The organism is Alteromonas oceanisediminis, assembly GCF_018474025.1.
GTDB classification, from domain to species: domain Bacteria; phylum Pseudomonadota; class Gammaproteobacteria; order Enterobacterales; family Alteromonadaceae; genus Alteromonas_E; species Alteromonas_E oceanisediminis.
Map to the genome: position 1 here is coordinate 350,648 of NZ_JAHCTA010000004.1, position 12,900 is coordinate 363,547.

General features: G+C 46.1%; 11 protein-coding genes and 1 other RNA gene. 7 read left to right on the top strand and 5 right to left on the bottom strand.

Annotated elements, in window-relative coordinates; translation table 11 throughout:
• The first annotated feature begins 45 nt into the window (after positions 1 to 45).
• Together KIU71_RS09240 and ssrA are read left to right on the top strand one after the other, a co-directional pair.
• Positions 46 to 477, top strand: coding sequence for a MerR family transcriptional regulator (locus KIU71_RS09240; RefSeq protein WP_214130970.1), 432 nt, complete (start codon positions 46 to 48; stop codon positions 475 to 477).
• A gap of 89 nt (positions 478 to 566) precedes the next feature.
• Positions 567 to 926: a transfer-messenger RNA gene (gene ssrA / locus KIU71_RS09245) on the top strand.
• A 143-nt stretch (positions 927 to 1,069) separates the two neighbouring features.
• On the opposite strand, the gene KIU71_RS09250 is transcribed toward ssrA, so the two are convergent.
• The 4 genes from KIU71_RS09250 to KIU71_RS18040 form a co-directional block, all read right to left on the bottom strand.
• Positions 1,070 to 1,843 (bottom strand): hypothetical protein, encoded by a 774-nt coding sequence (locus KIU71_RS09250; RefSeq protein WP_250207392.1) that lies wholly within the window; start codon positions 1,841 to 1,843, stop codon positions 1,070 to 1,072.
• 62 nt (positions 1,844 to 1,905) lie between these two features.
• Positions 1,906 to 3,864 (bottom strand): alkaline phosphatase, encoded by a 1,959-nt coding sequence (locus KIU71_RS09255; RefSeq protein ID WP_214130971.1) that lies wholly within the window; start codon positions 3,862 to 3,864, stop codon positions 1,906 to 1,908.
• A 12-nt stretch (positions 3,865 to 3,876) separates the two neighbouring features.
• The gene (locus KIU71_RS09260) at positions 3,877 to 5,460 is read right to left on the bottom strand and encodes an alkaline phosphatase (protein ID WP_214130972.1); all 1,584 of its coding nucleotides are present in this window, start codon (positions 5,458 to 5,460) and stop codon (positions 3,877 to 3,879) included.
• Positions 5,461 to 5,969: 509 nt separating this feature from the next.
• Complete coding sequence (locus KIU71_RS18040) at positions 5,970 to 6,488, bottom strand: prepilin-type N-terminal cleavage/methylation domain-containing protein (RefSeq protein ID WP_214130973.1); 519 nt, start codon at positions 6,486 to 6,488, stop codon at positions 5,970 to 5,972.
• Positions 6,489 to 7,010: 522 nt separating this feature from the next.
• On the opposite strand from KIU71_RS18040, the gene KIU71_RS09270 reads away from it, so the two are divergent.
• The 5 genes from KIU71_RS09270 to KIU71_RS09290 all read left to right on the top strand — a co-directional run bounded on the left by KIU71_RS09270 (position 7,011) and on the right by KIU71_RS09290 (position 11,585).
• A complete protein-coding gene (locus KIU71_RS09270; RefSeq protein ID WP_250207393.1) occupies positions 7,011 to 7,151 on the top strand; it encodes an entericidin A/B family lipoprotein in 141 nt (46 codons plus the stop codon).
• Between the two features lie 167 nt (positions 7,152 to 7,318).
• Positions 7,319 to 7,987 (top strand): methylamine utilization protein, encoded by a 669-nt coding sequence (locus tag KIU71_RS09275; protein ID WP_214130974.1) that lies wholly within the window; start codon positions 7,319 to 7,321, stop codon positions 7,985 to 7,987.
• Between the two features lie 2 nt (positions 7,988 to 7,989).
• Complete coding sequence (locus KIU71_RS09280) at positions 7,990 to 10,323, top strand: bifunctional diguanylate cyclase/phosphodiesterase (RefSeq protein WP_214130975.1); 2,334 nt, start codon at positions 7,990 to 7,992, stop codon at positions 10,321 to 10,323.
• Between the two features lie 4 nt (positions 10,324 to 10,327).
• Positions 10,328 to 11,161 (top strand): DUF3034 family protein, encoded by an 834-nt coding sequence (locus KIU71_RS09285; protein WP_214131043.1) that lies wholly within the window; start codon positions 10,328 to 10,330, stop codon positions 11,159 to 11,161.
• Positions 11,162 to 11,165: 4 nt separating this feature from the next.
• Positions 11,166 to 11,585, top strand: a complete 420-nt coding sequence (locus KIU71_RS09290) for a group I truncated hemoglobin (RefSeq protein ID WP_214130976.1) — start codon at positions 11,166 to 11,168, stop codon at positions 11,583 to 11,585.
• Positions 11,586 to 11,603: 18 nt separating this feature from the next.
• Here KIU71_RS09290 and KIU71_RS09295 read toward each other — a convergent pair whose 3' ends face one another.
• Positions 11,604 to 12,746: a flavohemoglobin expression-modulating QEGLA motif protein gene (locus KIU71_RS09295; protein WP_214130977.1), complete on the bottom strand. Its 1,143-nt coding sequence runs from the start codon at positions 12,744 to 12,746 to the stop codon at positions 11,604 to 11,606.
• Between the last annotated feature and the right edge of the window lie 154 nt (positions 12,747 to 12,900).

Sequence of the window (12,900 nt, forward strand, 5' to 3'; positions counted from 1 at the left end):
GTGTGGTAGCATAAGTCTAAAGTCTACTTTAAGGTCAATAGCCGCATGAAAATTGGTGAGTTAGCGCAGCGCGTTGGGATTGAACCATCAGCCATCCGTTATTACGAGGGCGTGGGCCTGTTACCTAAAGCGGACCGCACAGCATCTGGCTACCGGCAGTACACTCAACAAGCGGCTGAGCGACTCATGCTAATCAAATTGGCCAAACAGTTTGGATTTTCTTTGACGCAATTGTCCGATTTGCTCGCACCTGCGGTTTCACCGCATCAAGATCCGAATGAAAGCGAACTCGACCATGAGAAAATTCTTACCTTATTAGCGCAGCAAGCACAGGAGATTGAAAATACGGTAGCCGCGCTAGAACAAAAACGCCAGACACTTAATCACCTGCACCACGTATTGTCGGCAACGTGGCACAGCGGCCAATGCGTTAATATGGCTGATATACAAAGACTGCTGCGTAGTAAAAGCACATAAGTGCGTTTAACCAATTATTTATGGCGATAGGGATTACGAACGCGTTGATTAATGTTATTATACGCCCGTTAGCGATAACACACCTTTACGGGGCTGATTAGGATTCGACAGGACTTGAGACGCTTTAGGTGCATGCAGAGGAGCGGTTTGCCTCTTAAAAAGCCGCAATTAAATAGTCGCAAACGACGAAAACTACGCACTAGCCGCTTAATACCCGGCATAGGCCCTTCTACCCCAGCCTCTGTCCACTAGGCGGGGAATTGGAAGGTCATAAAAGTGGAATAGCGAGGGAAACTTGTCTAAGGTTGAACCGCGAAATAGTATTAGGCCAGCTGCAAGGGAATCCTGTTTGTCGGAGTCCCAAGTAGTTAAATAAAAGACAAAATAAGCATGTAGTACCGACGGTTGACACTTTCTGGACGCGGGTTCAAATCCCGCCAGCTCCACCAAACATATATCCAAGGGCGTTTTTTACGCCCTTTTTTATTGCTTCAGTTAAAAATATGATTGCCTTCCTACCGACTAATGCAGTCAATCATAGTCTTAACTTTCTTTGAAATAACTCGTCGTGCAAAGGGCTTCACCGATATCGTTAGTGATTGTGATGCCCAATTGTTTCTCCCTTATCGTTGTAAAACCCGCTGGCACCATGTTCTATGAAGCCCTGCGTTACCATTTGTGTTAAAAATGGATCTGTGTGATCATCGCCGATATCAGCAAAATCTGTTACATAATAATTATGCCTCGTTTCAAAAAAGGCATTAATTTTATCTACATCACTTTCGACACTTTCAAGTGTCCATACGACAGATTGATTTCCTTTTTTTATGTGGAACTGCTTTATCAGTTTCTGGTTTGTTAGCCAATTGAGCGTCAGTGTCGTATCCCCAATATGCGCTACTTTCTGAGCTAATTTACATTCGGATGCAATCGTTGACTCCTGACCATAATTAGTCATTTTAGATAGAACAGAATCAGAAATTAATTGATAGCGATTCGACCAATCGGTTTCGCGTTTCCCGTGCACGGTTTCGCCTGGTTGGTACTCAATAGCGCGTTCAAAGTGATCAAAAAAGCGAATAGGTTTCAATCGGTTTCCTTTTATCAATTGCCATGCTTCGGTGATCCCTGTTTGAGGATATTGATGTGCTACTTCCTTTCCTTTTCTCCAAAGAATTAAGGAAGTCTCTTTAACGTTTCCAGCGCTGTCGTTAGTCTCAATTTTATAGTTCGCTCGCAAAAATTCGGGATTCTCAACAATGCAATCGTTAGTTACGTTGGCCGATGCTGCAATGGGAGAAACTACCGCGGAGATGGTCGGGACAGCCAATGTGAATACTAATCGAAGGGAGAACAGATTTTTCATGTTTTACTCCATAAAAATTGAGGGGCATTGCACCAATGCCCCTCCGTTGTCAGACAAATAGATTATTCAACTACCGCATTCGCTTTTGTGACCAAGTCACCGGCAAATGCCATAACATGAAACACCATGCTCTGTTCGTTTGTGCCATTAACCAACAGTGCACCAGGACCCTTCGCATAAATACCTATGTCTTCACCCGAGTGCGTCTCAGCGCTTAGTGGTATCAATGCTTCTTGGTGGAAACCCGTTGATCGGGTATCAACCTCTGTTAGATCCTTACGCCCTGTATCAGCATCAAAGGCATACGTTGCATCAGCATTGGTTTCATCGCCGAAGTCTCTGAAGCCACGTCCATTAGTATACCCAAGGGTTGTGAATGGCATGCCATCTGCAGCAACAGCTGGTGTTTCAGAACCTACACCAACAACTTTACCTAGAATTGGATTACCACGTTTTGGGTAACCCGCAATGGTGAAAACATGGCCATGATCGGCAGTGACTATGATTAAGGTGTCTTCGTCGCTGGTTAATGAATCGGCAACTTTTACGGCTTCTGCAAATGCAATAGTGTCCGTCAATGCACCATAAGCACTACCTGCGTGATGTGAATGATCGATGCGACCCGATTCAACCATGAGAAAGAAACCTTCATCATTATTGTTTAGTATATTAATTGCTGTTTCCGTCATTTCTGCAATCGACGGCTCACCCGCTATGTCGTTGCCGCGATCTGCGTCGTATTGCATATGTGACTCATTAAACAGCCCAAATAAACGCTCGGTTGTCTCAGTATTGATGGTGTCGAAACCCGCTTGGTCAAAGACATAAACTCCACTAGGATAGTTTGCTTGCCATTCCGCCGTTAAATCACGGTTATCGGTACGATCACCTTCCGTAGAGCTCGCTGCATCAGGACTATTAAAAGCTGGATCACGTGGTAAGAAATGTCTGCGACCACCGCCCATTGCGACTTCAATTCCATCAACGTCAAGCCCGTTATATCGTTCTTCGAGATAAGTCTCAAAATTGATAAGTTGGTCAGCTATATCCATACAGCCAGCTGTAATAGCATCTGCTGGCATATCTGAGTTGTCTTCCCAGTTACGATCAGCAGATTTTGCGTAAGTGGCTGCGGGTGTGGCGTGCGTGATCCGTGCTGTCGATATGATACCTGTGGACTTGCCTGCAATTTCAGCAAGCTCTAATGCGGTAACCAATTCATTGCCAGACACAGTAGTACAATCCCCGCGTTGAATATCTTCATCTACGCCTATCGTACCAACATCTGTTTTCACACCGCTCATCATTGCAGTCATAGTGCCCGCGGAGTCGGGTGTTTGAGCATCAACATTGTATGTTTTGGCCAATCCCGCGAATGGAAAATCGTCAAAACTAAGTTGATTTTCTTCGCCTTGTTGGCCCTTCATTTGGCCTTCAAGAATACGTGCGGCGGTAACAGTGGAAACCCCCATTCCATCGCCAACAAACAAAATCACGTTTTTTGCATTACCTCGAAGGGTGCTAATTGTAGCCTCAAGACTGGCGTCGGGTTCAATTGCGATTTGATTCACACTCACAGAATTCAACGCAGCAGAATTCGTAGTCTGTCCAGTGGCAGCTAACCAAACCTGCTTTGCTTCTTCAATCTCTGCACTGCCTTCCATGTACCAAGCATTGTTCAAATTAGCGAGTATTTCTCCAGAACTTACTGCGGTCACACCGGGTGCGCAAACGTAGTTTGTGTCATCGATTTCATCTGAACTCAGCATGCCATCGCCATTAACATCGAGACCAGAATCGAACTGTACACCACTGTTTGGACAATTTAAGTCACCCACAGCAAGAGCGGTTTGCATCGTTAAACTTTGTAAACCCGCAGCACCATCTTGACCAGGTGAGCCATCTTGCCCTGGTGCACCAGCCTGACCTGGAGCACCGTCTTCTCCATCGTCACCCTCTAAAAAGCAACCTGATAAACCCGTTAGGGCAATCGCTATAATACTTAGTCTGAATAATTTCATTTCGATTCTCACTTATTCTTCGATTAACCCTAATGCCTGATTCATAACATGGAAAACCATGTTCTGTTCGACTACGCCTTGAACTAACTGTGAGCCAGGTCCTGTAGCGTGTAGTGAAATATCTTCACCTGAGTGCGTTTCTGAGGACAAAGGAACCAATGCCTCTTGGTGATATCCTGTTGTTGTCGTTTCCACGGTAGTGAGGTCTTTGCGTCCCGCATCGGGTTCAAATGCATAGGTTGCGTCAGCATTGGTCTCATCGCCTAAATTCCTAAAGCCGCGACCGTTGGTATAACCCAGTGTCGTGTAAGGTAAGCCGTCAGAAGCACTGGCGGGATCTTCAGAACCCACACCAACAACTTTACCTAGAATTGGATTACCACGCTTCGGATAGCCCGCGATAGTAAATACATGGCCATGGTCAGCCGTAACTAAAATTAAAGTCTCCGCTGGATCTGAGTTTTCATAGGCGGTTCTTACTGCTTTAGCGAACTCTAAGGTGTCAGTTAATGCGCCGTGTGCGCTGCCAGCATGGTGAGAGTGGTCTATGCGACCAGATTCAACCATTAAGAAGAACCCTTTCGAATTGTTATTAAGAACATTGATAGCCGTACTGGTCATTTCACTTAATGACGGCTCGCCAGCAATGTCATTGTCGCGGTCTGCTTCATACTGCATGTGTGATTCGTTGAATAACCCAAACACGCGAGATGCAGAATCGGTATCGATTGCCTCAAATCCAATCTGATCATAAACGTAAATACCGTCAGCATACTGCGCCTGCCATTCTGCTGTTAAGTCACGTCCGTCAGTACGATCACCCTCAACACTGCTCGATGCATCTGGACTGTTAAATGCTTCATCTCGTGGCAAAAAATGGCGTCTGCCGCCTCCCATCGCAACTTCAATACCATCAACGTCTACACCGGTGTATCTGGCTTCAAGATATTTTTCGAAGTTGACGAGCTGATCTGCGATATCTGTGCATCCTGAAGCAATTGCATCGTCCGGCATATCAGATACGTCTTCCCAGTTTCTATCAGCTGACTTTGCATACGTGGCTGCGGGCGTTGCATGTGTAATCCGCGCTGTAGAAATAACACCCGTTGACAAACCTTTGATTTCAGCTAGTTCTAATGCTGTGATAACTTCATTACCAGCAACAGAGTCACAATCGCCTCGTTCGATGTCTTCATCAACGCCTATAACACCAACATCAGTTTTTAAGCCTGACATCATTGCTGTCATAGTGCCTGCTGAATCAGGGGTTTGCGCATTCACGTTATACGTTTTAACCAACGCAGTGTAAGGAAACTCTTCAAAGCTCAAATAACCCTCCTCTCCGGGATTACCTTCTAGTTGGCCTTGAAAGATTCGTGATGCGGTTAAAGTTGAGATCCCCATACCATCACCTACAAACAAGATTACGTTCTTTGCACGCAAGCTATTATTGGTGTCAAGTTTGTCAACAAGACGGGTTTGTGCATCGATATACCAAGCGTTGTTCGCTTGATACTCAGGTAGAACTTCTGCATTGAGCGTAGCTGACGCGGTCAATGCAGCAAGGCTTAACGTGCCTTTCCAAGTTAATTTCATTCCATTTTCCTTTGTTGAGGTTGCGATATTTCCGACACTGCGCATGCTCGGGGTGCTAGCAAGACTAGGGAGGGTTTGTGTCAGTTCTTTGAAGTAAATATGAAGGATTTGTGGAGGAAATATTGCCGACGCATTAAAGAAAAATGACAGCCTACTAATGACATGGACTACAGCCACACTTTGACTATAACTCTATGATTTAAAAAGCTTATTATGTTATGTTATATCGTTTTACCCTTCAGCGATAGTACTGCCTTGTTCGTGTCAGATGCCAAGCGCCATCCGCTTCGCTGGTTCTCCATTTGCCATCAATAGGTGAACAATTGGGCGGTGCATATGACCCTGATTTACGGTTTGAAACTGATATTTTTCACCGTACGTCGTGTAGGGTCTTGCTCAGTCGTGCTGCGTTACTTGTGACTTCCGGTCATAAGTAAAAATCGTGTCGACAACGCTATGGAAAAAACCTCATCAAGCTCGCCAGACGAAGGAAGGAGCTACAGCGCTTTTTAACAATCCTCTGTAATCACCTCAACAGTGCAGTTCGGTGTTGCAAACGAATCGTAAAGCACATAGCAGCCCTGATTTGTGGGCGTACCATTGGGTGGAACGTCGTAACCAATGAGTGTGTATTGATTGGTTGAGCGGCTGGTTAGCTCGCCGTCTAAGTCGATGTCGAGAAAGTCGATCATATCAAGTTGATCGCCCGCCTCTGCTTCGGCTTCTGGGCAGAGGTTTCTAAAATCAACTTCAACACTGCCAAACCCGAAATCCACAATGTAGTCTGTCTGAACACTACCAGAAACTGGGTTGGTGGCGCGTGGGCGTATGCCACTCACCCGGGCTTTTGCTTGGGTGAGTTGTGTCATTGATTTTATCTGACCACTCACCGATGTCAGCACGGCTATTCTGGCGTCCCGGCTAACATCAATAAAGCGCGGTAATGCCGTGACGGCTAAAATACCGAGGATGACGATCACAATGATGAGTTCTATTAAGGTAAAGCCAGAGGATTGCTGTGTGCGCATAATATTTTGTTTTTATTCAAGTGATTATCATGAATCCAAACAGGCCGACACGGGTTGCGCGCTGCCTAGTTTGACTATGGAAATCGCAATTTATACGAATTAACTGAACTTTACCACAACTTGAACCTGCCATTCGCCAGCCCCGAGAAACCATTTTACATCTAAAATCAAAAAAGTCAGGGATGACGCGGTAAAAACGGCGTCGCTAAATGGCATTCCGGCATTTAACTCAGTGGTCTTAAAAAACCGTTATCACAGTGTCTGTAAATTTGGGAAATGCGATTGCAATTTTGTCTTATCCGCTCTTGCTTTCGGAACTAATCGAGCACCATCTACACCGATGAAACGTTGAATAAAAATCAGTGAAAACAAATAAACAACGGTTTTTCAATGCCTTATGAAACCTATTTTAACTATTTGTATAGATGTAACCACAGACTAATCAGTCTGGCACGCACCCTGCTAGATTAAAATCAAGTTAAGCAATTAGAAAAGATACTTGTTATGAAAATGGAGTTATCAATGAAGCTATTTAAATCTGTTGCAGCCATTCTTGCCACTATGTTGATGCTGAGCGCTGCAGGTTGCGCCACCGTTGAAGGGGCGGGAAAGGATATAGAAAGCGCTGGTGAAGCGGTGCAGGACGCTGCCGACGGCGAGTAAGTCAACGTTAAGTCCCACTGGGTTGAGTTGGGAATGCAATATTCCCGTACTTTTGGCGCTAGCTTCGGTTAGCGCCTTTTTTATAAGAAGGACAAGTTACTCTCGATTAATCGATTTAGACACGTTAGTATTTTGAATACTTATACGCGGTATGTTGGTTGTTTTTAATGATGAAAATAGTATTGCGGCAAAAATGTGGGTTATTCGCAACACTGATAATCGGGTTGAACATACTTAGCGCTCAGGCGCTCGCTCAAAACACGATCACTCTGTACGACCAACACGGGGCGCCAGTGCCCGACGCCGTGATTTCAATACCACGCACTTCCTCTTCGACAACTGAGACTCAGCCAGTTGCCGTGATGGACCAAGTGAACATGCAGTTTTCACCTCAAGTTCTTGTCATAGACAAAGGCCAATCCGTCATGTTCCCCAACAGCGATGACATTCGCCACCATGTTTACAGCTTCTCGCAAATCAAGCCCTTTGAGATAAAGCTGTATAAAGGATCTGAGGTGCCACCTGTCGCGTTTGATCAGCCGGGGATTGCGGTACTCGGCTGCAATATCCACGACAATATGATTGCTCACATCTACGTGGCCGATAACGAAACTGCCGCTGCAACCAACACGCTGGGTCAGGTGCAGTTTGAACAGGATGTCCCCTTAACGGTAACGGTGTGGCATCCAAAACTGTCACTCAGTGCAACTGAGCGACGACAGATTGAACTCATTCCTGTAGACGGTGAGTATCACGCGTTGGTTAACTTGCTCCAGCCAGCGAAGAAAACTGAAACGCGCACGTTTGGCTCTCGTACTTTCGGTAAGAAGAATTAGCTTTGGCTTTACGCTCACTGAATCAACACATCTTCCGCTTAGCTGGCGGGCTGGTGCTGTTATCAACCATAGCGATACTGATCAATGTTTGGTTATCCATCATCGATCATACTCGCAAACAGCTTACCGCTAATTTGGCGGTGGCAGAGTCTGTATTTAAACAGGCCGTGAGTGACAGGGAAGAACAACTGTTTTTAAGCACCAAGGTATTGGTAGAAGATTTTGGTTTTAAGCAAGCCGCCGCCACGGGCGATGCAGCTACTATCAGCTCAATGCTGTATAACCACAAACAACGCATCTATTCCGATTTGATGGCGTTGGTATCGCTTGATGGGCGCGTAGTTTCTAGCACCAGTGAGGAATTGCAGCCAGATACCCCCTTTACCGATGAACGTTTGCTCGCTGACGCCTTTCACAATGGTGGTGCCATCAGCGTACTGATGATCGACGGCAAACTGTATCAAACGATGTTACTCACCGTTAGCGCGCCCAATCCCATTGCCGTTGCGATGATCGGTTTTGAGCTAGACAAAGAACTGATTGAAGAGCTTAAAAGCATCTCGCAAATCGATATTACGTTGTATCTCAAACAAGATGATAACGTGCGTTTCAGCGCCTCTACCGTGAGTGACATGGATATGCTGAATGGCTCTGATTTTTCAGTCGATGGTGTGTCTTGGGATATTTTCTTCAAAACAGAGAGCGAAGAATACGTTAGCCATGAGTTCTTATTGAATGAAAACAACGGACAACAGCTTTGGGTAAAGCTTTCTGAAAACGTCGACCGCTTGTTTGGAGAATTTACTCAGATGCAAATCCGCGTTTCCATTATCGCGCTCCTGTGTATCTGTTTGTCTTTATTTATGGGCGCGGTGGTTGCCAAACGTCTGGCTAGACCGTTACGGCGATTATCGGGTCAGGCGTACCGTATTTCGTCAGGCGACTACGAGCAAACGATTTCAGACAAGTCGAATACACGCGAGATATCAGAATTAGCGGAATCCTTTGAGTCGATGCGCGTAAACATTCAGGCGCGTGAGCGGCAAATCAATTATCAGGCAAAACATGACCTGCTGACGCATTTGAATAATCGTTATCAGATGAGCAAGATCCTCGATAGCAAGTTTGAAACAGGAGAGCCGTTTCAGGTCATTGGTGCCAATATTATTGGGTTCAGAGGGATCAATGATGTTTTCGGCTACGAAAACGGTGATCTTTGTTTGAAAGTGATTGCCGAGCGCTTTAAAGATATGGGTGGTCACTGTGGTCGTTATAACGGTGGTGAATACTTGTGGCTTCCTCCTTGCGAACTTTCTGAGGCTGACCTTGTAAGTACTCAGGTGATGCTTGAGCAACCCATCATTGTTAACGATGTCACTATACAGCTCAAAATTGCCATAGGGGTTTTGCACTGCCCGAAAGATTGCACCACGCCAGAGGAAATCCTTACGTGCCTGAACGTAGCATTGGATGAAGCAAGGGCGACTAAAAACCTTTTCGTTTATTACGATCCGGTTTTTGAAGAACGCTACGTGCGCCGGTTATCGATTATCTCTGAGTTGAAAAAAGCACTTTCCGATCGGCAGAATGAATTGAACATGGTGTACCAGCCTAAACTGAATTTGCGTTCGGGCAAAATCACCCATGCTGAGGCATTGATCCGTTGGAACAGCAAAACGTTAGGATTTGTGCCACCTGACGAGTTTATTGGTATTGCCGAGCAGGCTGGTTTAATTGGGGCGGTGACGGACTGGGTGATTGAGCGGGCGATTACCGACGTGAAATATTTTATCGCCGAAGGTCAGCCCATCTGCGTCGCGGTCAACCTGTCCGCACGCGACATACTCAACGCAAAGTTGCTACCTCGCATTGACCAATTGCTGTTCAAACACGATATACCGTACGAATGTTTGGCCTTTGAAATCACAGAAAGTGACTTAGTCACCGACCCTGAGCGAGCCATCAGCGAACTCCAAGCGTTCAGAGACGCAGGATTTTCGCTTGCCATCGATGATTTTGGCACCGGCTATTCGTCTCTGGCGTATCTAAAAAGTCTGCCTGTAACGGATCTGAAAATAGACAAAAGCTTTGTACTCAATTTAAAATCACAGCACAGCGACAGACAGATAGTTCAAACAATCATCGAATTAGCGCATAATTTCGGTTTGGGCGTGATTGCGGAAGGCGTGGAAGATGCAGACTCGTTACAAATGTTACGCGCATGGGGCTGCGAGTATATGCAGGGCTATCATGTGTGCCGCCCCGTAGCGCCTAAAGACTTTGTACAATGGCTTTCTGACAATAAAGATAAGGATTGGCTTCGTGAAATATCCTAAACGTATTTTATCTTCTGTATTGTTCGGCGCCAGTCTGCTGGCAAGCGCGTGTGTGGCCGCGGCAGATGGCAAGCTTATTGGCACTGCCGGATTGGTTCAGGTTGAAGGTGCCGGTGGTGGCGGTATTGTACCGTGGGCCATTCTCAGCGGTTACGATACCGATCAGCAAATATCAATCAGCGGTGTGGCGACACAGGTTGACCTAGACGATTATCGTTTGAACGTGATTGGTGCATCTGCGTCGTTTTATGATCGTGTCGAAATCAGTGCTGCTCATCAGCGCTTCGATTTAAAATCACTCGGTGGTGACATTAAGCAGAATATCTTCGGCGTGAAATATCGGCTGTATGGTGATGCGGTTTATTCTTCATGGCCCCAGTTAAGTGTCGGTTTGCAGCACAAGCGCCTCGAAGACAAAGCCATCGCCAACCTGCTGGGTGCGGCTGACACCAGCGGCACTGATTTTTATCTGGCAGCCACCAAAATACATTTAGGCGCAATTGCAGGTTACAACGCCGTATGGAACGTCACTGCCCGAGCGACTAAAGCGAATGAAATGGGGCTGCTCGGGTTTGGGGGTGCAAACAATGATGATTATGAAATCATGTTAGAAGCCAGTGCGGGAGTCCTACTTTCACGGCATGTCGCAGTCGGTATGGAGTACCGGCAAAAACCTGATAATTTAGGGTTGAATGAAGACGACTGGATTGATTACTTTGTAAGCTACATTCCGAATAAACATTTCAACCTAACGTTGGCGTGGGCTGACTTGGGCACGATTGCCGGTGCGCCGGACCAACGCGGCCTGTACTTATCTTTCAGTGGACAACTCTGGTAACGACATGAAAATACTCTCTACACTCCTGCTCCTTTCCAGTATCGGACTCTCGGCCTGCACCACCACGTCTCAAAGTGTTTATGAACAATTGGGGGGTGCGCCCAAGGTCGATCAGATTGTTGAGAACTTTGTGGTTGAAATTGAAAATGACCCGGTGATATTAGCGTACTTTGAAGGCGCTAATATTGACCGCTTTGTAGAAAAACTCAGCGAACAGATTTGCCACCGAACCGGTGGTCCGTGTGAATATACCGGTGACTCGATGGCACAAGTGCATGCGGGCATGAACATAAACCAGCGAGACTTTAACCGAACAGTAGACCTTTTGATCAATGCCATGAACAAAGCTGATGTGCCGCACCCGCTGCAAAATCAGGTACTGAAAGTGTTAGCCCCGACACGAGATGAAATGCTTTACCTGTAGGGTAAAGCACCCTGCCATCTATTTAATCGCGTGTGCAATAAAGGTTTGAATGTCGTCCGTCACATTCGGATTGGCGAACGATGGCGTGATAAATTTAGGTGAGTTAAGAAAACCTTTTTCAATCAGCCGATTAATGGTGGGCAAATAGTCTAACGAAGTTTTGCCCGCCAAAAGATTAGTAAAGTCACTGCTTGTTTCATAGGCGTTTAACATTTCGTGGAAACCACGGAGGTAAACATAATCCTTTGTGAATCCCCCGCCCCGATATACCCGCGCGGTTACGGTAAAGGCTTGTTCATCACCCGCATTGTAATCTTCTTTCAGCATCGCAAAGGTAGTTTTAAAACTTTTCTCTTTGATCATCGACTCCACTGCCAAGACGCGTAGTGCTAAGTTGCGTAGCCGCGAAACCGTTAAACAACCGCCCATGTATTCACTGAGAATCGCTAAGCCTTCCTGCGTTTTAGTATTCGCCGGGCAGCCCAGTGATAAAATACTCAAAGGCTGCTGCCGCCCATTGAGCGTTGTAGCCAGGTGCACGCCCAGTTCGTGATGCGCCAGCGCCTCAGCGTCGGTTTGAGTAACGCGAGCCGAACTATTAATTTTGACTGTCGTTCCCGAGACCAATGCGTTAGCAATCATATTGTCATCCAATTTAATCGCGTACTCATACTCATGCGTATGGGCAAACTCACTTAGCATCGCTTCGATTTGCGCCGCATTGAGCGTTGGGTCGTCGGGATCATCATTGCTTGGGAGGTGCAGCACAAACTTAGCATTGCGAATATCTTTCTCTGAAGGCTCACCATAGTAGCGAAAGGAATCGTATAGAAAGTCAGGTGTTCCCACCGAGCAGCACTGGTCAATCTTGTCCACATAAGAGTTGATAACACCCGCATACAATTGAACAAGATCCGGATCTGACAATGATTCAATCGGCAGGTTGAACAGTTGCCGCTTCAACCCAAAAGCATCAATCGATTGTGGTCGATAACTGAATTGCGGGTCAGTTTTGCAGCCATTGTCAAAAAACTGTTGGCGTTGTTGTTTGTAGTTCAGCGGTGCTACCGCCTCCAAAATTTCAATACCACTGACGAGCTGATTAAGCTCACTGTCAAACTTTACTACTGATTCTAAGGTCATGATTATCGTCTGGCTCATGTCTTGCAGCCCAGCACTTGTAAATGCGCAGGACGCAGCGTTTAGCAATCACAATTACCGTGGTGCTTACACAGATAATTACACATATCGCGTTGATTAAACTACGCAATTTGTACCAAGGTTGACTACCCTTTGAGGAACAGGTCAACACTCA